The 19,935-nt window shown below is 72.4% G+C and carries 16 protein-coding genes; 5 read left to right on the forward strand and 11 right to left on the reverse strand.

Translation table 11 applies throughout. From position 1 onward, the window contains the following. Window positions 1-57: 57 nt before the first annotated feature. A complete protein-coding gene (locus ABT015_RS18055) occupies window positions 58-933 on the reverse strand; it encodes a sulfurtransferase (protein WP_350880069.1) in 876 nt (291 codons plus the stop codon). Window positions 934-1,131: 198 nt separating this feature from the next. Between ABT015_RS18055 and ABT015_RS18060 the strand changes: the two genes are divergently transcribed. Beyond that, window positions 1,132-1,872, forward strand: a complete 741-nt coding sequence (locus tag ABT015_RS18060; protein WP_350880222.1) for a VOC family protein — start codon at window positions 1,132-1,134, stop codon at window positions 1,870-1,872. A gap of 17 nt (window positions 1,873-1,889) precedes the next feature. Here ABT015_RS18060 and ABT015_RS18065 read toward each other — a convergent pair whose 3' ends face one another. The 4 genes from ABT015_RS18065 to ABT015_RS18080 form a co-directional block, all read right to left on the reverse strand. Further along, on the reverse strand, window positions 1,890-2,543 hold the full coding sequence (locus tag ABT015_RS18065) for a thymidine kinase (protein WP_063349376.1): 654 nt from the start codon (window positions 2,541-2,543) through the stop codon (window positions 1,890-1,892). A 61-nt stretch (window positions 2,544-2,604) separates the two neighbouring features. Next, window positions 2,605-3,792: an alkaline phosphatase family protein gene (locus ABT015_RS18070; protein ID WP_350880071.1), complete on the reverse strand. Its 1,188-nt coding sequence runs from the start codon at window positions 3,790-3,792 to the stop codon at window positions 2,605-2,607. 35 nt (window positions 3,793-3,827) lie between these two features. Further along, on the reverse strand, window positions 3,828-4,427 hold the full coding sequence (locus tag ABT015_RS18075; protein ID WP_063349374.1) for a DUF5998 family protein: 600 nt from the start codon (window positions 4,425-4,427) through the stop codon (window positions 3,828-3,830). A gap of 92 nt (window positions 4,428-4,519) precedes the next feature. Further along, window positions 4,520-7,360, reverse strand: a complete 2,841-nt coding sequence (locus tag ABT015_RS18080; RefSeq protein ID WP_402453281.1) for a bifunctional acetate--CoA ligase family protein/GNAT family N-acetyltransferase — start codon at window positions 7,358-7,360, stop codon at window positions 4,520-4,522. 218 nt (window positions 7,361-7,578) lie between these two features. On the opposite strand from ABT015_RS18080, the gene ABT015_RS18085 reads away from it, so the two are divergent. Then, window positions 7,579-7,860, forward strand: a complete 282-nt coding sequence (locus ABT015_RS18085; RefSeq protein WP_350880074.1) for an HPr family phosphocarrier protein — start codon at window positions 7,579-7,581, stop codon at window positions 7,858-7,860. A 141-nt stretch (window positions 7,861-8,001) separates the two neighbouring features. Beyond that, window positions 8,002-8,814 (forward strand): LAGLIDADG family homing endonuclease, encoded by an 813-nt coding sequence (locus ABT015_RS18090; protein WP_350880076.1) that lies wholly within the window; start codon window positions 8,002-8,004, stop codon window positions 8,812-8,814. Window positions 8,815-8,852: 38 nt separating this feature from the next. Here ABT015_RS18090 and ABT015_RS18095 read toward each other — a convergent pair whose 3' ends face one another. From ABT015_RS18095 to ABT015_RS18105, 3 genes are all read right to left on the reverse strand, one after another. Then, on the reverse strand, window positions 8,853-10,046 hold the full coding sequence (locus ABT015_RS18095; protein ID WP_350880078.1) for an RtcB family protein: 1,194 nt from the start codon (window positions 10,044-10,046) through the stop codon (window positions 8,853-8,855). A 305-nt stretch (window positions 10,047-10,351) separates the two neighbouring features. Next, window positions 10,352-11,716, reverse strand: a complete 1,365-nt coding sequence (locus ABT015_RS18100; RefSeq protein WP_350880226.1) for a M16 family metallopeptidase — start codon at window positions 11,714-11,716, stop codon at window positions 10,352-10,354. Between the two features lie 20 nt (window positions 11,717-11,736). Beyond that, complete coding sequence (locus ABT015_RS18105; protein WP_350880080.1) at window positions 11,737-13,098, reverse strand: M16 family metallopeptidase; 1,362 nt, start codon at window positions 13,096-13,098, stop codon at window positions 11,737-11,739. A 250-nt stretch (window positions 13,099-13,348) separates the two neighbouring features. Here ABT015_RS18105 and ABT015_RS18110 point away from each other — a divergent pair, with 250 nt between their 5' ends. Both ABT015_RS18110 and ABT015_RS18115 read left to right on the forward strand, forming a co-directional pair. Continuing rightward, a complete protein-coding gene (locus ABT015_RS18110) occupies window positions 13,349-15,799 on the forward strand; it encodes a DNA gyrase/topoisomerase IV subunit A (protein WP_350880082.1) in 2,451 nt (816 codons plus the stop codon). Window positions 15,800-15,894: 95 nt separating this feature from the next. Continuing rightward, entirely contained in the window at window positions 15,895-16,797 is a 903-nt protein-coding gene (locus ABT015_RS18115; RefSeq protein ID WP_350880084.1) for a ferredoxin family protein, read from the forward strand. Window positions 16,798-16,946: 149 nt separating this feature from the next. On the opposite strand, the gene ABT015_RS18120 is transcribed toward ABT015_RS18115, so the two are convergent. The 3 genes from ABT015_RS18120 to ABT015_RS18130 all read right to left on the reverse strand — a co-directional run bounded on the left by ABT015_RS18120 (window position 16,947) and on the right by ABT015_RS18130 (window position 19,862). Further along, window positions 16,947-18,023 carry an ABC transporter substrate-binding protein gene (locus tag ABT015_RS18120; RefSeq protein WP_350880086.1) on the reverse strand — a complete coding sequence of 359 codons (1,077 nt, stop codon included), beginning with the start codon at window positions 18,021-18,023 and terminating at the stop codon, window positions 16,947-16,949. Window positions 18,024-18,172: 149 nt separating this feature from the next. Then, window positions 18,173-19,048, reverse strand: coding sequence for an ABC transporter permease (locus tag ABT015_RS18125; RefSeq protein WP_350880088.1), 876 nt, complete (start codon window positions 19,046-19,048; stop codon window positions 18,173-18,175). Next, window positions 19,038-19,862: an ABC transporter ATP-binding protein gene (locus ABT015_RS18130; protein ID WP_063349366.1), complete on the reverse strand. Its 825-nt coding sequence runs from the start codon at window positions 19,860-19,862 to the stop codon at window positions 19,038-19,040. The genes ABT015_RS18125 and ABT015_RS18130 overlap by 11 nt, the downstream gene beginning before the upstream one ends. Between the last annotated feature and the right edge of the window lie 73 nt (window positions 19,863-19,935).

Genomic DNA, 19,935 nt, shown 5'->3' on the forward strand with positions numbered 1-19,935 from the left:
CAGCCCATACGTCAGGGGCGGGAGGCTCGGCCTCCCGCCCCTGACGCACGCCCCGGCTCAGCCCGGCTGGTCGGTCACCGCCACCGGGCGGGCCTCGTCGCTCGACCACTCGCTCCACGACCCCGGGTACAGCGTCGCCGGCAGGCCCGCCACCTCCAGCGCCAGGATCTGGTGCGCCGCCGTCACCCCCGAGCCGCAGTACACCGCCGTCTTCCGCTCACCCGCGCCCAGCGCGCGGAACCGCTCCGCCAGTTCCTCGGCCGACCTGAACCGCCCGTCGGCCGCCACGTTCTCGGCCGTCGGCGCCGACACCGCACCCGGGATGTGCCCGGCGCGCGGGTCCACCGGCTCGCTCTCGCCCCGGTAGCGGTCCCCCGCCCGGGCGTCCAGCAGCAGCGCACCGCGCGCCCAGGCCGCCGCACCGTCCGCGTCCACCACGGGCAACTGCCCCGGGACCGGTTTGAAATCACCCTCCGCCGGCGCCGGGACCTCCGCCGTCACCGGCAGCCCGGCCGCCGACCAGGCCGCGTACCCGCCGTCCAGCACCCGGACGTCCCGGTGCCCGGCCCACCGCAGCAGCCACCAGGCGCGGGCCGCCGCCAGCGAGGCCGCGCCGTCGTACACCACCACCGGGCGGTCGGAGTCCACCCCCAGGCGGCGCATCGCCGCGCCGAACTCCTCCGGCCCCGGCAGCGGGTGGCGGCCGCCCCGGCCGGGGGCGCCCGGCGGGGCCGCGAGGTCACGGTCCAGGTCGACGAAGCGGGCGCCGGGCAGGTGCCCGGCCCGGTACTCCTCGACAGCGGTCGGACCGGACTGCGCGGCACCGACCAGCCGGTAGCGCACGTCCAACAGCACCGGCGGGCGCGCGGAGGCGAGCGCCTGCGCCAGCCCGGCCGCGGAGATCAGCGGGGAACCGTCGTTGTAGGTGGTCATGGCGGCCATTGTCGCGCAGCGCCGCGGCCCCGCCGCTCTTTGTGCGCTCTTTGCCGGAATTTCCGCGCGGCCCGAGGGTTCGACGCGCGCCAGAGTGGAAGCATCACCCTCGCGCGCGAGGATTTCCGTGCGCCGACCAGCCATTGCGCCGACCACCCATTGCGCCAACCACCCATGAGGAGGCCCGCATTGCCCGCGGTGGAACTCCGACTGGCCCAGGGCACCCCCTGCTGGGTCAGCCTGCTGACCGACGACCTGGCCGGCGCCCGCGCGTTCTACGCCGACCTGCTCGGCTGGACCTACACCCCGGGCCCCGGCCAACTCGGCGCCTACGTCCGCGCCGAACTCGACGGGGCACCGGTCGCCGGCCTCGGCGTCTCCACCGCCACCGGCTTCCCGGTGCAGTGGACCAGCTACTTCGCCGTCGACGACGCCGACCACACCGCCCAACTGGTGCGCGCCTGCGGCGGAACCGTGGCCGTCGGGCCGCTCCAGGCCGAGCGCGCCGGGCGGATGGCCATCGCCGCCGACGTCGCCGGCGCCGTCTTCGGACTCTGGCAGGGCGAGGAGCACACCGGCCGGGAGGCCGGGCCCGAACCCGGCGGACCGGCCTGGACCGAACTGCTCACCCCCGACACCGACGGCGCCGTCGCCTTCTACACCGCGGTACTCGACCGCCCCGTCCGGCACGCCGACGACGAGTCCGCGCTACTCGTGCACGGCCGGCCGGTCGCCGGCATCCGGCACCGCGCCGAACTGCGCGGCCATCCGCCCCGCTGGCGGGTCCACTTCGCCGTCCGCGACGCCGACGCCACCGCCCGGCACGCCGTCGGACTCGGCGGCCGCGTCCTGGTCGAACCGCACGAAACCGCCCGCGGCCGCGCCGCCCGGCTGTCCGACCCGCAGGGCGGGCACTTCTCGGTGCTGGAACTCCGTTAGCACGCCCGGGACAGGACTCAGACCTGCTGCTCGAAGGGCAGCACGTCCGGCGAGAGCACCGAGGCGCGGGCCGTCGCCGCGGTCAGCCGGCGGCGGTGGTGCCGGCGGCAGAGCACCTCGTACCCGACCTCGTCCTCGTTCACCGAGATGTCGCCGACCACCACCTGGGCGCCCTCGACCACCATCACCCCGCCCACCGTCCGGGCGTTGTGCGTCGCCCGCGCACCGCACCAGCACAGCGCCTCGACCTGGAGCACCTCCACCCGGTCGGCCAGCTCGATCAGCCGCTGGGAGCCGGGGAACAGCCGGGTGCGGAAGTCCGTGGTGATCCCGAACGTGTAGGCGTCGATGTCGAGTTCGTCCACCACCCGGGCCAACTGGTCGACCTGCTCGGCGGCGAAGAACTGCGCCTCGTCGCAGATCAGGTAGTCCACCCGGCCGCCCGCCGAGAGCCGGTGCACCACGTACGCGTGGAAGTCGAAGTCGTCCGTCACCTCGACCGCGTCCGCCCGCAGGCCCAGCCGGCTGGAGATGGTCGCCGCACCGGCCCGGTCGTGGCGGGTCAGGATGAGGCCCTGCCGGCCGCGGGCGGAGTGGTTGTGGTCCATCTGCAGCGCCAGCGTCGACTTGCCGCAGTCCATCGTGCCCGAGAAGAACACCAGTTCAGCCATGGGTGGAGCAAAGGCCTTTCACATCAGGGGAGTTCGGGCACAGAAGAGTCAAGGACCGGGCTCAGCCGCGAACTTCGAGCAGCGGCACGAACTGCTCGACCGGGGTCATCGAACCGTGCAGACCGATCATCGCGGACTCGCCCGGCTCGTTGCGGGAGGCGGTGATCGCGATGTCGTCCCGCGCCGCGGCCACCACGTCGCCGATCCGCCCGTACACCCGCTCGTCCACGGCCGGACCGAACCAGCCCGCCGCGATCGCCTGGTCCCGGGTGGCCACCCACATCCGGTCGCCCAGCACCTCGCTCCAGACCGTGAACACGTCGGCCGCCGCACCGGGCACCGCGTACACGTGCCGGGCCCTGCCCTCGCCGCCCAGCAGGGCCACGCCGGCGCCCAGCTCCCAGTCCTCGTCGAAGTCGATCCGGTCCTCCGGCGCGATGTCGATCATGCCGTGGTCGGCGGTCACGTACATCGCCGAACGCGGCGGCAGCCGCTCGGCCAGCCGGCGGGCCAGCCGGTCCACCGCGTCCAGGGTCATCCGCCACTCGTCCGAGTCCACCCCGAAGCGGTGGCCCGCGCCGTCCAGCTCGCTGACGTACGTGTAGACCAGCGCCCGGTCGTGCTCGGCCAGCCAGGAGGCCGCCAGGTCCATCCGCTCCTCGCCCGTCGTCCGGCCCAGGAAGGTGCCGCCGGACAGCGCCACCCTGGTCAGCGGCGTCTGCGAGAACAGCGGGGAGGACACCTGCGCGGTCGCCACCCCGGCGGCGTCCGTCCGCTCGAAGACCGTCGGGTACGGCTGCCACACGTGCGGATCGGTGTGCGGCTGCCAACGCAACTGGTTCATCAGATAACCGGCGCCCGGCACCGCGACCGTGTACCCGGCCAGGCCGTGCAGCCCCGGCGGCGTACCGGTGCCGACCGAGGCCAGCGAAGTCGCCGTGGTCGACGGGAAACCAGCGGTCAGCGGGCGGCCCGAACCACCCATCGAGCTCCCGGCCAGCGAGGACAGGAACGGCGCGTACTCCGGGTGCCGCAGCAGCAGCTCCCAGCCCAGGCCGTCCACCAGGAACACCACCACCCGGTCCGCCGGGGCGATCGGCAGGGTCGCGGTGAAGCCCGGAACGCCCAGGCCCGCCGCCACCGAGGGCAACAGGTCGCAGAGCGAACCGCTGCCGTACGGGGGCGCGGGAGCCGCGGCCGGGTCGAGGATCTCGAAGGCGTCGAAGCCGCCGGAGGGTGCGAAGGACATGAAACCGGATTCGTAGCAGTCGAAGGCGGCGGCGCTCAGACCCGCGGGCCGTTGCTGATCGTCGCGTCGGAGAGCGCGCGGGCGAACACCAGCGCCTGGGCCACCGTCTCCGGGCCGTCACCGGCCTCGCTCACCCGCAGTGAAAGGTCGTCAGCCGTCGCCGAACCGGTGTAGCCGTGGTCAGCCTCGCAGTTCGGATCCGAACAGCCCGCCGGCTCCAGGTCCAGCCGCTGCACCGCACCCCAGCCGATCGTCAGCACCACCTCGCGCGGCAGCGTCCCCGGCGTGTACGTCTCCGGGTTCGCGACCATCCGGCTCAGCACGACCGAACCGATCCGGTCCAGCCGGACACTCTCCGTCGACGTCGTCGCGAACGGCACCGCCGGGCTGCCCGCGTCCCCCGACTGCTCGTCGGTGTGGCTCACCACGAACCGCGTCGGGGTCAGCACCAGCACCGTCACGTGCCGACGCACCTCGTTGGCGTCGAAGGTCGTCTCCTGGTGCACCAGGTAGGAGCTGATCGGCTCCGGGCCCACCGCGGCCTCGACCGCCTCGGACACCAGGGCCGGGTAGTAACCGCTGCGCTCGATCGCCGAGCGCAGGTCCTGAGTGCTGGTGGTACCGGTCTTCGCCATAACTCCATCCTGGCATGGTCCGCCGACGAAGCGGGCGGCACGGCGCCGAGCTTCGGACAACAGCGCCCACAGGCAGGCGCAACCAAGGAAGGTTACAGGGTGCTCATCGCGCGCGGGCCCAGATCGCTACGGACGGGCAGCGGCGCGATCCGCACCCGCGCCCCCAGGATCGCCAGCCCGTACGGGGCGACGACCACCGGTTCGAGATCCACCGAGGCGATCTCCGGCACGTCGTCCACCAACTGCGACACCCGCAGCAGCAACTCCTCCAGCGCGTCGGTGTCCACCGCCTCCGCGCCCCGCCAACCGAACAGCAGGGGCGCCGCCCGCACCTCCCGGACCAGCCCGGCCACCTCCTGGTCGGTCGCCGGGACCAACCGGTGCGCCACATCGCCCAGCAGCTCGGCGGGCGCCCCCGCCAGGCCGAACGACAGGATCGCGCCGACCGCCGGATCCACCGTGGCCCCGATCACGGTGTCCACCCCGCGCGGCGCCATCCGCTGCACCACCAGCTCCGCCTGCGCCGCACCGCCCAGCAGCGCGTCCAGCTCGCGGTGCGCCCGGCGCAGCCCGGGCTCGCCGGTCAGGTCCAGCCGCACGCTGCCCAGGTCCGGGCGGTGGCGCAGATGCGGGGCGGTGGCCTTCAACGCCACCGGGTAGCCGAGCGTCGCCGCGGCCCGCACGGCCGCCTCCTCGTCCGGGGCCGGCAGCGCCGGGAAGACGTCGATGCCGTAGCGGGCCAGCAGCTCCCGGGCCCCGGCGTCCGGCAGGGTGATCCGGGCGCCGCCCGGCTGCGTCCGCGCGGCGACCGCCGTCCGGGTGCTCAACGCCGCCTCGACCAGCGCGCGGGCGCCCGGCTCGTCGATCCGGTCCAGCTCGGGCACCCGGGCCGTCTCCTCCGCGACGGCCGTCCGGCGCCGCCACTGCGCGTAGTGCACCGCGTGCGCCAGCGCCCGCACCGCCCGCTCCGGCGCCGCGAACGCCGGCACGCCCCCCGGGCGCAGCCGGACCGGCAGGTCGGTCAACGCCAGATGGGCGAGCACCAGAGGCTTGCCCAACTCCCTTGCCCTTCGGCTGGCTTCGAGCAGTGCGTCGGCGATCTCCGGATCGTCCGAACCCATCTCCGGATCGTCCGGGCCGGTCAGCCGACCACCCATGAAGGCGTGCGCGGACGTGCCGATCGGCGGGATCGCCACCGCGATCACCGCGTCCACCGCCGGATCGGCCAGCGCCACGTCCAGCGCGATCCGGAAGTTCTCGCCCGTCGCGGCCGTGGTCAGGTCCACCGGGGTGCGCGGCCGCAGGCCCGCGCTCAGGCAGGCGTCGTAGGTCAGCAGGCCCAGCGAGTCCGAGTTCCCGACCACCGCGACCCGGTCCCCGGGCGGCAGCGGCTGCAGGGCCAGCAGTTCCCCCGTGTCGTACAGCTCGGTGATCGTCTCCACCCTGATCACGCCCGCCTGCTCGAACAGCGCACCCACCGTCGCGTCGCGCAGCCCCGTCGCGGTCGCCGGCACCGCGTGGCCCGGCGGCAGGCTGCCGGTGTGCCGGGCGCCCTTCACCACCACGACCGGCTTCACCGCGGCCAGCCGTCGCGCGATCCGGGTGAACTTGCGCGGGTTGCCGAAGGACTCCAGGTAGAGCAGCACCACCTCGGTGGCCTCGTCCTCCGCCCAGTACTGCAGGAAGTCGTTCCCGGAGACGTCCGACCGGTTGCCCACCGAGGCGAAGGAGGACACCCCCAGGCCCCGGCGGTGCGCCGACTCCAGCAGGGCCACCCCGATCGCGCCGGACTGGCAGAAGATCCCGAACCCGCCCCGGCCCGGCAGCTGCGGAGCCAGCGAGGCGTTCAACGGGCGGTCCGGATCGGTGTTGATCAGGCCGAAGGCGTTCGGGCCGATCACCCGCATCCCCGCCGCCCGCGCTTGGCGCACCAGCGCGCGCTGGCGGTCCCGGCCCTCCGGACCGGTCTCCGCGTACCCGGCGGTCACCACCACCAGGCCCTGCACCCCGTGCGCGCCGCACTCGGCGACCGCCGCCGGGACGGCCCCCTCCGGAACGGCGATCACCGCGAGATCCACCGGCCCGGGAATGTCCAGAACCGAACGGTGCACCGGCACGCCGTCCAGCTCGGTGCCCGGCGGGGCGTTGCGGTTCACCGCGTACACCGGGCGCGTGTCGTCGGCACTGCCCAGCAGGTCCCGCAGGATCGCCCGGCCCACCGTCTGCGGATTGCGCGACACCCCGATCACCGCCACCGACCGCGGGGTCAGCAGCCGCTGCACCGACTTCGCCTCCGCCCGGTGCTCGCGCGCCCGCATCACCGCCAGCGAACGGTCCGTCTGCTCAAGATCGAACTCCAGGTGCACCACACCGTCGGTGAAGCTGCGGCGCTGCGTGTACCCGGCATCGGTGAAGACCTTCACCATCTTCCGGTTCTCCGGCAGCACCTCCGCCTGGAACCGGCGGATCCCGCGCTCCTGCGCCACCGCCGCGATGTGCTCCAGCAGCGCCGACGCCACCCCGCGGCCCTGATGGGCGTCCTGCACCAGGAACGCCACCTCGGCGTCCGTCCCGGCCTCGGACGGACGACCCTGTGCGTCGATCCGGTCGTAGCGGACGGTCGCGATGAAACGGTCCCGGACCACCACCGCCAGCGCCACCCGGTCCACGAAGTCGTGGTGGGTGAAACGGCGGACGTCCTTCTCCGACAACCGAGGGTAGGGGGCGAAGAAACGGAAGTACTTGGACTGGTCCGACACCTGTGCGTAGAACTCCACCAGACGCTCCGCGTCCTCCGGCGTGATCGGCCGGATGCGGGCCGTGCCGCCGTCCCGCAGCAGGATGTCGGCCTCCCAGTGCTGGGGGTAATCAGGTCCGGATTCCCGCCGGTCACCGGGGTCCTGCTCGGGCTGCGCCACTGCGGAGTCGTCCACATTCGTCAGGTTATCCGGCAGTGAGCCGAATGGCGCCGGGTGCACACTGGCAGCAGGGTGGGCAGGGCCACCGGCTGGGCCTTATGCCCCGAAAAGAAACAATCACAAGTCCCGAACGCAGCGGCTCGCAGGGACCGCCTGCATGCAACACTGGTCTAGACAACATGGCCGCTTACCCGAGCACGGCCGTAACCAGCTTCACCGGAAAGGCACGTCTCATGGCTGAGCGCCGCGTCACCATCGGTTGGGCCGAGGGCCTGCACGCCCGTCCCGCCTCCGTCTTCGTCCGGGCCGTCACGGCCACCGGCGTGCCGATCACCATCGCCAAGCCCGGCGGCAACCCCGTCAACGCCGCCTCCATGCTCGGCCTGCTCGCCCTCGGCGCCCAGGGCGGCGACGAGGTCGTCCTCGCCTCCGACGCCGACAACGCCGACGACGCCCTCGACCGCCTCGCCAAGCTCGTCCAGGAAGGCCTCGACGAGCTCCCGGCCGCGGCCTGAGCCGACTCGACCGACGGAAGCGCCCGGCAGTCCTAACACTGCCGGGCGCTTCTGTACGCGGAATCGATCGCATCCACACCATCGAGCGAACTGGTGAGCGATCGCGCTCCTTCGGCGATCGATCGCACAAATGCTCGCCGCATGACGTTCTTCGACCTCGAACGACCCGAGCACGCCTACATGTTCGCCTTCCTCCAGGCGGACGGACACCTCACCGAGCAGTCCCGCAACCGCGGCCGGCTCTCCGTGGAACTCTCCGCGCGCGACGCGCCCATCCTGGAGGAGTTCCAGCGGCTCTGCCCGCACAACAGCAGCATCCGCTATCGGACGCGCAGCACGAACTTCAAGGCGGACCACACGTCGGTGATGTGGACCGTCTGCGCCCGGGAGTTCCGCGAGGAGTTGCAGGGCCTCGGCCTGCCGGTGGGGCGGAAGTCCGAGATCGTCGCGCCGCCGAGCGTGCCGTTCTCCGAGCGCGACTACCTGCGCGGCCTCATCGACGCCGACGGCTCGGTCGGCCTCACGTCCAGGGATCTGCCCTTCATCAGCCTGGCCACCAAGAGCGACGCGGCGGCCGTCTTCACTGCCCTCTATGCAGAACGCCTCTGCGGGGCCCGGCGCAAGCTCAACCGCAACAAACGCGACAACATCTACAACATCCTCTTCCTCAACGAGGCCGCCGTGGCCCTGGCTACCGACCTCTACTACCCGGGCTGCCTGGCGCTGCCCCGCAAGCAGGCCGGTGCCGATCGGGTCAGCGGGTGGGTTCGTCCACCGACCATGGGATTCGCACCCCCTCGGCGCAGCTGGACCCCGGAGGAGGACGAGGTGATCCTCACCGCACCAAGCATGGAGACGGCCTCCGCGCACCTGGGACGAACGCTCAAGAGCTGCAAGATCCGTCACTGGCGACTTGTCGGCCCCAAACGTCCGAGAGTCTTTCCGCAGCGGTGACGGCGGCCCCCGGCTTCGCCGGGGGCCGCCTCGTTCGATCAACCCTTCACGCAGACGACCTGCATGAGGTGGGCGATCGGCTCGACGAGATCGGTCTGCTGCGCCATGACCTTCTCGATCGACTTGTACGCACCCGGGATCTCGTCCACAACACCACTGTCCTTGCGGCACTCCACGCCCTTGGTCTGCTCCACCAGGTCCTGCGTGGAGAACCGCTTCTTCGCCGCGCTGCGGCTCATCTTGCGGCCGGCACCGTGCGAGGCCGAGTTGAACGACGCCTCGTTGCCCAGCCCGCGCACGATGTACGAACCGGTCGCCATGGAGCCCGGGATGATGCCGTAGTCGCCGGTCCGGGCGCGAATCGCGCCCTTGCGGGTCACCAGCAGGTCCTGGCCGTCGTACCGCTCCTCCGCCACGTAGTTGTGGTGGCAGCTGATCTCGTCCTCGAAGGTCACCTTCGTCTTCGGGAGCTCGCGGCGTACGACGTCCTTGAGGAGCGCCATCATGATCGAGCGGTTGTGCAGCGCATATTCCTGCGCCCAGAACAGGTCCTGCCGGTAGGCCGCCATCTGCGGGGTCTCCGAGATGAACACCGCGAGGTCACGGTCGATCAGCCCCTGGTTGTGCGGCAGCGACCGGGCCACACCCATGTGGTACTCGGCCAGTTCCTTGCCGATTCCACGAGAACCGGAATGCAGCGTCAGCCAAACACTTTTCTTATCATCGACACATAGTTCAATGTGGTGATTCCCTCCCCCGAGCGTCCCCATCTGCTGCATCGCCCGCTCGCGGCGCCACTTGACCTCCCCGGCCACGCCGTCGAAGCGGTGCCAGAAGTCGTCCCAGCCCGCCGTCCGGAGGCCGTGCAGCTTGGTCGGGTCGACGGGGTCGGTGTGGAGGCCGCGGCCGACCGGGATGGCCTGCTCGATCTTGGAACGGAGGCGGGACAGGTCGTCGGGGAGGTCCTCGGCGGTGAGGGAGGTCTTCACCGCGCTCATTCCGCAGCCGATGTCGACACCGACCGCCGCCGGGCAGACGGCGCCCTTCATGGCGATGACGGAGCCGACGGTCGCGCCCTTGCCCAGGTGGACGTCGGGCATCACGGCGAGGCCGTGCAGCCAGGGCAGGGAGCTGATGTTGCGCAGCTGCTGCAGGGCCTGGCCCTCGACGGTGGCCGGGTCGGTCCACATCCGGATCGGGACCCGGATTCCGGGCACCTCGGTGTACGTCATGGTTGAACGACCTCCAGCGGTCGGGTGGTTCGGGCAAGGGGGTGCCGCGCGCAGAAGCCCGGTGCGGCTCGGGGAAGTTCGGGGGTGGGGCTCAGGCGCCCTGGGCACAGGGGGAGGACGGCCTCGGGGAGCGTCGGCGTATGGCTCGCTCGACCCGCATGGTGACCGCCTCCCTTCGTTCGTCGTCGTTCGTCCGTGTGTGCCGGGGATATCTATCCACGGAACGCCGCTGGCCCGCAACGGATTTAACAACGCGACGGCCCGGCGGAGCGGGTGCTCCACCGGGCCGCACGGGAAACGCCGGGTCAGCTGACGACGGTGACCTCGCCGATGCCGAGGGCCCGCACGTCGTCGGCGATGACGGCGGCGTCGCCGACCAGCACGGTGACCAGGCGGTCCGGCGGGAAGGCGGCGACGACGGCCTCGGTGGCGGCGGCGGTGGGCAGTTCGGCGAGCTGCCGGTAGACCTCGGCCTGGTAGTCGTCCGCGAGGTACTGCTCGACCTGGTCGGCCAGGGTGCCGGCGACCGAGCCCGCGGTCTCGTACTTCAGCGGGGCGACGCCGACCAGGAACTGCACGGCCTCGTCGCGCTCGGCGTCGGTGAGGCCCTCGGCGGCGAGGGTGCGCAGGATGGTCCAGGTGTCGGCGAGCGCCGGGGCGGTGGAGGCGGTGTCCACCGAGCCGCTGATGGCGAGCAGCGAGCGACCGCTGCCGTCGGCGGCGGAGCGCAGCGGCTGGGCGAAGGAGCGGACGCCGTAGGTGTAGCCCTTCTCCTCGCGCAGGACGCGGTCGAGGCGGGAGGTGAGAGTGCCGCCGAGGCAGTAGGTGCCGAGGATCTGGGCGGCCCAGACGGGGTCGTGGCGGTCGGGGCCGATGCGGCCGATGAGGAGTTGGGTCTGGACGGAGCCGGGGCGGTCGACGATGACGACGCGGCCGCGGTCGTCGGCGGTGACCGGGGCGTGGGCGGAGGCTTCGGCGGTGTTGCCGGTCCAGGTGCCGAGGGTGCTCTCCAGGAGGGCGGGCAGGTCGGTGCCGGTGAGGTCGCCGACCACGACGACGGTGGCGGTGGCGGGGCGCACGTGGGCGTCGTAGAAGGCCTTGACGGCGGCCCGGTCGATGGCCTTGACCGTGTCGGCGGTGCCGCTGCGGGGCCGGGAGAGGCGGTCGGCGCCGTCGAAGAGCTCGGCGTAGAGGGCCTTGGCGGCGCGCCGGGCGGGGTTGGCCTGCTCGTGGACGATCTCGTCGAGGCGGTTGGCGACGAGGCGCTCGATCTCGTCCTCGGGGAGGGCGGGGGCGCGCAGGGCGTCGGCGAGCAGGGAGAGGCCGCGCTGCAGGCGGGAGGCGGGGACCTCCAGGGAGACGCGGATGCAGGGGTGGTCGGCGTGGGCGTCGAGGGTGGCGCCGGCGCGTTCGAGTTCGGCGGCGTACTCCTCGGCGGTGAGGGTGTCGGTGCCTTCGCTGAGCGCACGGGCGAGGATGGCGGCGATGCCGTCGAGGCCGTCGGGTTCGGCCGCGAGCGGGGCGTCGAGGAGGACCTCGACGGCGACGAGCTGCTGGCCGGGCCGGTGGCAGTGCAGGACGGTGATGCCGTTGCCGAGAGCGGCGCGCTCGGGGGCGGGGAAGGCCCAGGGGCCGGGGGTGCCGGGCTCGGGCTGGGGGTGGAACGTCATGGCGGGGACGTAGTCGGTGCTCATGCGGCGGCACCCTCCTCATCGGTGGCGGCGGGGGCGTCGGTGTCGTCGGCCGTGGTGGGCTCGTAGACGAGGACGGCCCGGTTGTCGGGGTGGAGCCGGGCCTTGGCGACGGCCTGGACCTCCTCGGCGGTGATGTCGAGGACCTTGGGGAGGGCGTCGTTGAGGAGCTTGGGGTCACCGAACAGGACGGCGTAGCGGCAGAGTTCGTCGGCGCGGCCGGCGACGGTGGTGAGCCGGTCGAGCCATTCGCGCTCGATCTGGGCCTGGGCCCGTTCGAGTTCCTCGGGGGTGGGGCCTTCGGCGGCGAAGCGGGCGAGTTCGTCGTCGACGGCGGCGTCGATCTGCTCGATGGTGGCGTCGCCGGAGGTCTTGACGTCGAGCCAGCCGAGACTGGGGGCGCCGGCGAGGCGGAGCAGGCCGAAGCCGGCGGCGACGGCGGTGCGGTCGCGGCGGACGAGCCGGTTGTAGAGGCGGCTGGACTCGCCGCTGCCGAGGATGGTGAGGGCGAGGTCGGCGGCGTCGGCGTCGCGGGTGCCGTCGTGCGGGAGGCGGTAGGCGGCCATCAGGGCGCGGGAGGGGACGTCCTCGTGGACGTGCTCGCGCAGTTCGCTGCCGATGGTGTCGGGGAGTTCGCCGGAGCGCGGCGGCTGCTTGCCGTCGTGGGCGGGGATGCTGCCGAAGTACTTCTCGACCCAGGCGATGGTCTGCTCGGGGTCGATGTCGCCGACGACGGTGAGGACGGCGTTGTTGGGCGCGTAGTAGGTGCGGAAGAACGCGCGGGCGTCGTCGAGGGTGGCGGCATCGAGGTCGGCCATGGAGCCGATCGGGGTGTGGTGGTACGGGTGGCCGTCGGGGAACGAGAGCGCGGTGAGCTTCTCGAAGGCGGTGCCGTAGGGGACGTTGTCGTAGCGCTGGCGGCGCTCGTTCTTGACGACGTCGCGCTGGTTCTCCATGGACGTCTCGTCGAGGGCGGCGAGCAGCGAGCCCATGCGGTCGGCCTCCAGCCAGAGGGCGAGCTCCAGCTGGTGGGCGGGCATGGTCTCGAAGTAGTTGGTGCGCTCGAAGCTGGTGGTGCCGTTGAGCGAGCCGCCGGCGCCCTGGACGAGCTCGAAGTGCCCGTTGTTGGAGACGTTGGCGGAGCCCTGGAACATGAGGTGCTCGAAGAGGTGGGCGAGGCCGGTGCGGCCCTTGACCTCGTGGCGGGAGCCCACGTCGTACCAGAGGCAGACCGCGGCGACCGGGGTGAGGTGGTCCTCGGAGAGGACGACGCGCAGGCCGTTGGCCAGGCGGTGCTCGGTGATGGCGATGGCAGCGCCATGTCCTCCGGTGGAGGCGGATGCGGGGGCCGGGTTGGCCATGCGCTCGGGTCCTTCCCGTCGTCGATGTCGGGGTTCGTGTGGCGTCCCCCATTGTGGTGCAACGCGCGGGGGGCGTGTTCGTGTCCCGCGCAGACAGGGCGTTCGCCAGGGGCGGAAGAGGGGCGCTGGCCGGGAGTGTCGGCGCGAGGGTCCACAATGGGGGCGCCGAGCCCTGTTGACGGGGGTCGGCGGATGGACGTCAGAGACTGACCGAGACACAGCAAGCGAGACGTAAGGGAGCCCCGCCGCGATGGCCCGCCGCAGTTCGCAGACCCCGCCGCCCGGAGACTTCGAGGAGCGGATCCTCGATGTCGACGTCGTGGACGAGATGCAGGGCTCCTTCCTGGAGTACGCCTACTCGGTGATCTACTCGCGTGCGCTTCCGGACGCGCGGGACGGTCTGAAGCCGGTGCACCGCCGGATCCTGTACCAGGCCAACGAGATGGGCCTGCGGCCGGACCGCGCGCACGTGAAGTGCGCCCGTGTGGTGGGCGAGGTGATGGGCCGGCTGCACCCGCACGGCGACGCGTCGATCTACGACTCGGTCGTCCGGATGGCGCAGCCGTTCTCGATGCGGCTGCCGCTGATCGACGGGCACGGGAACTTCGGTTCGCTGGGCAACGACGACCCGCCGGCGGCGATGCGCTACACGGAGTCGCGGCTGACGGCGGCGTCGATGGCGATGGTGGAGTCGATCCACGAGGACACCGTCGACTTCGGTCCGAACTACGACGGCAGCGAGCAGGAGCCGTTGGCGCTGCCGGCGGCGTTCCCGAACCTGCTGGTGAACGGCGCGACGGGCATCGCGGTCGGCATGGCGACGAACATGCCGCCGCACAACCTGTCCGAGGTGGTGGCGGCGGCCCGGCACCTGATCAAGCACCCGACCGCGGACCTGGACACGCTGATGCGGTTCGTGCCCGGTCCGGACCTGCCGACGGGCGGGCGGATCGTGGGCCTGTCGGGGATCCGGGACGCGTACGAGTCGGGCCGCGGCACGTTCAAGATCCGGGCGACGACGACGGTGGAGGCGGTGACGGCGCGCCGCAAGGGCATCGTGGTGACCGAGCTGCCGTACAACGTCGGCCCGGAGAAGGTCATTTCGAAGATCAAGGACCTGGTCAACGCGAAGAAGCTGCAGGGCATCGCGGACGTCAAGGACCTGACCGACCGCGAGCACGGGCTGCGGCTGGTGATCGAGGTGAAGAACGGCTTCGTGCCGGAGGCGCTGCTGGAGCAGCTGTACAAGCTGACGCCGATGGAGGAGACCTTCGGCATCAACAACGTGGCGCTGGTGGACGGCCAGCCGCTGACGCTGGGGCTGAAGGAGCTGCTGGAGGTCTACGTCGACCACCGGTTCACCGTGGTGCGGCGGCGCAGTGACTTCCGCCGGCGCAAGCGGGAGGAGCGGCTGCACCTGGTCGATGGTCTGCTGGTCGCGCTGCTCGACATCGACGAGGTCATCGCGATCATCCGGTCGAGTGACAACGCGGGGCAGGCGAAGGAGCGCCTGATGGAGCGCTTCTCGCTGTCGGAGACGCAGACGGCGTACATCCTGGACACTCCGCTGCGGCGGCTGACCCGGTTCGACCGGGTGGAGCTGGAGCAGGAGAAGGCGAAGCTGAACGCGGAGATCGCGGAGCTGACCGAGATCCTGGACTCGGACTCCCGGCTGCGCAGTGTGGTGTCGTCCGAACTCGCCGCGGTGGCGAAGCAGTTCGGGACGGAGCGGCGCACGGTGCTGCTGGAGGCGGGAGCGGCGCCGTCGGCGGCGCTGTCGGTGCCGCTGGAGGTGGCGGACGACCCGTGCCGGGTGCTGCTGTCGTCGACGGGCCTGCTGGCGCGGACGGCGGACGGGGAGCCGTTCGAGCTGTCGGAGAAGCGGTCGAAGCACGATGTGATCGTGTCGGCGGTGCCGGCGACGGCGCGGGCGGACGTGGGTGTGGTGACGTCGGCGGGCCGGGTGCTGCGGCTGCCGGTGATCGATCTGCCGGCGCTGCCGCCGACGCCGTCGCCGACGCTGGCCGGCGGGGCGGCGGTGGGCGAGTTCCTGCGGTTGGAGGCCGGGGAGCGGGCGCTGGCGCTGACCACGCTGGACGAGTCCTCTCCGGGGCTGGCGCTGGGCACGGCGCAGGGCGTGGTGAAGCGGGTGGTGCCGGAATGGCCGGCGAACAAGGACGAGTTCGAGGTGATCGCCCTCAAGGAGGGTGACGAGCTGGTGGGCGCGGTCGAACTGCGCACCGGCGAGGAGGACTTGGTCTTCATCGCTTCGGACGCGCAGTTGCTGCGCTACCCGGCGGGGCAGGTGCGCCCGCAGGGCCGTCCGGCGGGCGGCATGGCGGGGATCAAGCTCTCCGACGGGGCGCGGGTGCTGTCGTTCACGGCGGTGGATCCGGCGGCGGACGCCGTGGTGGTCTCGGTGGCGGGGGCGTCGGGGACGCTGACCGGCGAGGAGCAGACGTCGTGGAAGGTGACGCCGTTCGAGCAGTACCCGCGCAAGGGCCGGGCGACGGGCGGCGTGCGCTGCCAGCGCTTCCTGCGCGGCGAGGACGGTCTGACGTTCGCCTGGGCGGGCGTGGCCCCGGCCCGGGCGGCGTCCGACAAGGGCGCACCGGTGGACCTGCCGGAGCGCGACCCGCGCCGTGACGGTTCGGGCACGCCGGTGACGGCGCCGATCGCGGTGGTGGCCGGCCCGGCGTAGGGCGCGGACGCAGTGGAGGAGGGGTGCCGGAGCCGTCCGGCGCCCCTCCTTCGTCGTTCCGGGGCGCGGCGGGTGCCGAGGGTAGCCTTGCCCGGGTGAGCACCTGTACGACGCTGTCGCGTGAACTGTCGGAGCCGCTGACCGCCACCGCCGCGGTGGCGACCACCTGGCTGCTGGTGGAGCAGAACGGGCCGTGGGGCGCGAAGGCTCTCGGGGAGAGCCATCTGGACCGGGCGACGGGGCGGGCGCTGGACGCGGCCGCGGCGGGCACCGGGGTGCGGGTGGCGCTGATCCGGCGGCCGGGGCGGCACGCGGACTGCCTGCCGACGGCGCGGCACGAGGTGGTCGTGGCGCACACGGTGCCGGGTCGCGGCTGGGTGCGCCGGGCGGAGGTGGCCGATCCGGCGGAGCTGCTGGAGCTGGACTTCGCGGCGCTGGGCGTCGGCGACCACGGCGGTTTCGGGGTGGAGCACGTCGGCGGCCCGTTGGCGCTGGTGTGCACCAACGGGCGGCGGGACCGCTGCTGCGCGCTGCTGGGCCGCCCGTTGGCGGCGGAGCTGGCGGCGGCCGGGCACAGCGAGGTGTGGGAGGTGACGCACCTGGGCGGGCACCGCTTCTCCCCCACGATGCTGGTGCTGCCGTACGGCTACGCGTACGGGCGGCTGACGGCGGAGGCGGCCAAGGAGGTGCTGGCGGCGACGGCGGCCGGGCACATGGTGCCGGCCTGGTCGCGGGGCTGTTCGGGCTGGGAGCGCCCGGGTCAGGCGGCCGAGCACGCGGTGCGGCTGGCGACCGGGGAGACCGGGGTGGGCGCGCTGACGCTGACCCAGCGGCCGGACGGCGCGGGCCGTTGGCTGGTCTCGGTGCTGCACGAGGACGGCCGGGCCTGGGAGGTGGACGTGATCGAGGCGGTGAGCGAGCCGGCGCGTCCGGAGAGCTGCGGCAAGGCGGCTGGGACGCCGTCGCGGATGGACGTGCTCTCGGTGCGGGGCCGGTAGCGGGACGGCAGCGCGCCAGCAGGGTCTTCAGCGGGTCGGGGGCGCGGGCGGCCCCGCGCCCGTGGGGGTGAGCGCGGGACCGGAGCGCGTGGGCGGCCCCGCGCCTGCTGTCCACGGAGGTGCGCGGGGCCGTCACGTCGGGGGTCGGCTCAGCCGGTGACGGCCTTCCCGACGAACTCGGTGGTGTAGGTGCGGGAGAGGTCGATGGTGCCCTCCTTGCCCTTGACGTCCGGGTGGAAGGCGGCGAGCACGGCGAGGACGGTCTTGGGGCCGTCGGCCGGCATTACGCCGTCGGTGGTGAACATCGGCAGGGTCGCCTTGATCGCGGCCGCGTACTGCTCGGCGCCGCCCTGCGCGTAGTCGGCGGGCATCTTCGCGGCGATCTCCTCGGGGCTGTGCGTGGACATCCACTTGAGGGTCTTGACGAAGGCGTTGGCGAGCTTCTGGGTGGTGTCCTTGTTCTTCTCCACCCAGTCGGTGTTCATGTAGAGCGAGGACGACGGGTAGAGGCCGCCGAGGGCCTCGCGGGAGCCCTCGGGGGTGCGCATGTCGTAGAGGATCTTGCCGAGGCCCTTGTCGAGGACGTTGGCGACGGTCGGGTCGGTGGTCATCCCGCCGTCGATGCTGCCCTGTTGGAGCGCGGCGATGAAGGTCTGGCCGGCGCCGACCGCGATCGGGCTGAACTCGCTGACGGCCGTGCCGTTCTTGACGGCGAGGTACTTGGTGAGGAAGTCGGTGGAGGAACCGATGCTGGTGACGCCGAGCTTCTTGCCCTTGAAATCGGCGCCGGACCTGATGGCGTCGGCCTGCTTGGTGGAGACGAGTTCGACCTCGCCGGGGGCCTGGGAGAACTGCACCACGGACTCGACGATCTTGCCCTTGGCCTGGAGGTCGATGGTGTGGTCGTAGAAGCCCACGGCGCCCTGGACGTCGCCGGCGAGCAGCGCCGTGGTGGCGTTGACGCCGGCGGGCTCGCTCATCAGCTCGACGTTGACGCCGGCGTCGGCGAAGAAGCCGAGCCGCTGGGTGAGCATCGCGGGCAGGTAGATGACCTTGTCCAGGCCACCGACCATGATCTTGACCTTGGGTCCGTCGACCTGCCGGCCGGCCGGGGCGGCGGCGCCGTGGGTGGTCGTGGCGGCGTCGTTGGCGCAGGCGGAGAGCGGGAGGAGCAGGACGGCGGCGAGGGCGGCCGCGGCGGGTCTGCCGATCGGGTTCGGGCGCATGGGTGGGGGTGCCTCTCTCTGCGAGGGGGATCAGCGGCGCAGGGGGGTCAGCCGCGCGGGGGGTTCTCGGCGCAGGGGGCTCGCGGCGCGGGGGGTTCGCGGCGCAGGGGGCTCGCGGCGCAGGGGGTTCGCGGCGCAGGGGGTGGGATTCAGCGGCCGTCGCCCGCGTCGGCGGGCTTCCAGCGGAACAGCTTCTTCTCGGCGAAGGTCAGCAGCCCCTCGGTGAGCAGCGCCACGACGGCGAGGATGGTCATGGCGGCGTACACGCCGGCCGCGTTGAAGGTGCCCTGGGCGGCGGCGACGAGCAGGCCGAGCCCCTTGGTGGCGCCGATGTACTCGCCGACGATGGCCCCGATCAGGGCGAAGCCGAAGCTGACGTGCAGGCTGGTGAAGATCCAGGTGGTGGCGGCGGGGATGACCACCTGGAGGGTGACCTTGCGGCCGTCGGCGCCGAGGATGCGGGCGTTGGAGACGAGGTTTCGGTCCACCTCGCGGGCGCCCTGAAAGGCGTTGAAGAACACCGGGAAGAACACCAGGACGACGGCGGAGGCGACCTTGGAGGCCGGGCCGAGGCCGAACCAGATCAGGAAGATCGGGGCGAGCACGATCCGCGGGATGGCGTTGAGCACCTTGATGTAGGGCCCGAACACGTCGGCCAGGAAGCGGACCCGGCCGAGCGCGATGCCGAGCAGCACACCGCAGATGACGCCGATCACCCAGCCGGTGAGGGCCTCGTAGAGGGTGTAGCCGATCTGTTCGCCGAGCGAGCCCTGCGCGGTGCCGTGGGTGATCCACTGCCAGATCTGGTTCCAGATCTTCGACGGCTGCGAGAAGTTGAACGGGTCGATGACGTCGGTGCGGGCGCAGATCTCCCACAGTCCGAGGAAGGCGACCAGGACGGCGACCCGGGCCCCGTAGACGGTCAGCCTCCGGTTGCGGGCGGCCCGTTCGCGGGCCTCGGTACGGCTGGCGGGGGCGGCCGCCGGGGGCTTGTCGGTGACGGCCGACGCGGTCTCAAGCGGCACGACCCGCTCCTCTCTCCCGGGTGATGCGTACCTCTTCGCCGAGCGAGGCCCAGATCTCGCGGTACAGCTCGACGAACCTCGGTTCCAGCCGGACGGCCTCCACGGTGCGCGGTCGTGGCAGGTCGACGGTGAAGATCTCCTTGACGGTGGCCGGTCCGGCCGTCATGACGACGACCCGGTCGGCGAGCGCGATGGCCTCGTCCAGGTCGTGGGTGACGAAGACGACCGACGCGGCGTTCCCGGAGGACCTGGTCCCGGCCCACAGCTCCAGCAGCTGGTCGGACATCAGGGCGCGGGTCTGCACGTCCAGCGCCGAGAACGGCTCGTCCATCAGCAGGATGTCCGGGTCGTTGACGAAGGTCTGGGCGAGCGCGACGCGCTTGCGCATGCCGCCGGACAGCTGGTGCGGGTAGCGGTCCTCGAAGGCGGCGAGGCCGACGCGGCCCAGCCAGTCCCGGGCCCGTTCCCTGGCCTCGGCGGTGGGCACCCCGCGGAAGCGCGGCCCGGCCATCACGTTGGACAGGACGGTGCGCCAGGGGAAGACGGCGTCCTGCTGGAAGACGAAACCGACCTTGGGGTGGATCCCGCGGACCGGCTCTCCGTCCACCCGGACCTCGCCCTCGGTGGGCTCCTCCAGGCCGCTGACCAGCGTCAGCGTGGTGGACTTGCCGCAGCCGGTGGGCCCGACGACGGCGACGAACTCGCCTTGGGCGACGGTCAGATCGAGATCGCGGACGGCGGTGTGCAGGGCCCCGGACGGGGTGCGGAACCGTTTCGTCGCGCCAGTCAGCTCGATCGCCGGGGTTGTGCTCATTCGATCCTCCCGGGTCTGTGCTTGCCCCGGAAAGGTAGGAGCGGGCCCGGCCCGGGCGGGAGCCTTCTCGGCG

This window comes from Kitasatospora sp. NPDC094016 (assembly GCF_040304045.1).
GTDB lineage: Bacteria > Actinomycetota > Actinomycetes > Streptomycetales > Streptomycetaceae > Kitasatospora.

Excerpts from the sequence above, each read along its gene's own strand:
- ABT015_RS18055 (WP_350880069.1), bottom strand. The coding sequence starts at position 933 with ATGACCACCTACAACGACGGTTCCCCGCTGATCTCCGCGGCCGGGCTG.
- ABT015_RS18065 (WP_063349376.1), bottom strand. The coding sequence starts at position 2,543 with ATGGCTGAACTGGTGTTCTTCTCGGGCACGATGGACTGCGGCAAGTCG.
- ABT015_RS18070 (WP_350880071.1), bottom strand. The coding sequence starts at position 3,792 with ATGTCCTTCGCACCCTCCGGCGGCTTCGACGCCTTCGAGATCCTCGAC.
- ABT015_RS18075 (WP_063349374.1), bottom strand. The coding sequence starts at position 4,427 with ATGGCGAAGACCGGTACCACCAGCACTCAGGACCTGCGCTCGGCGATC.
- ABT015_RS18085 (WP_350880074.1), top strand. The coding sequence starts at position 7,579 with ATGGCTGAGCGCCGCGTCACCATCGGTTGGGCCGAGGGCCTGCACGCC.
- ABT015_RS18090 (WP_350880076.1), top strand. The coding sequence starts at position 8,002 with ATGACGTTCTTCGACCTCGAACGACCCGAGCACGCCTACATGTTCGCC.
- ABT015_RS18095 (WP_350880078.1), bottom strand. The coding sequence starts at position 10,046 with ATGACGTACACCGAGGTGCCCGGAATCCGGGTCCCGATCCGGATGTGG.
- ABT015_RS18100 (WP_350880226.1), bottom strand. The coding sequence starts at position 11,716 with ATGACGTTCCACCCCCAGCCCGAGCCCGGCACCCCCGGCCCCTGGGCC.
- ABT015_RS18105 (WP_350880080.1), bottom strand. The coding sequence starts at position 13,098 with ATGGCCAACCCGGCCCCCGCATCCGCCTCCACCGGAGGACATGGCGCT.
- ABT015_RS18110 (WP_350880082.1), top strand. The coding sequence starts at position 13,349 with ATGGCCCGCCGCAGTTCGCAGACCCCGCCGCCCGGAGACTTCGAGGAG.
- ABT015_RS18120 (WP_350880086.1), bottom strand. The coding sequence starts at position 18,023 with ATGCGCCCGAACCCGATCGGCAGACCCGCCGCGGCCGCCCTCGCCGCC.
- ABT015_RS18130 (WP_063349366.1), bottom strand. The coding sequence starts at position 19,862 with ATGAGCACAACCCCGGCGATCGAGCTGACTGGCGCGACGAAACGGTTC.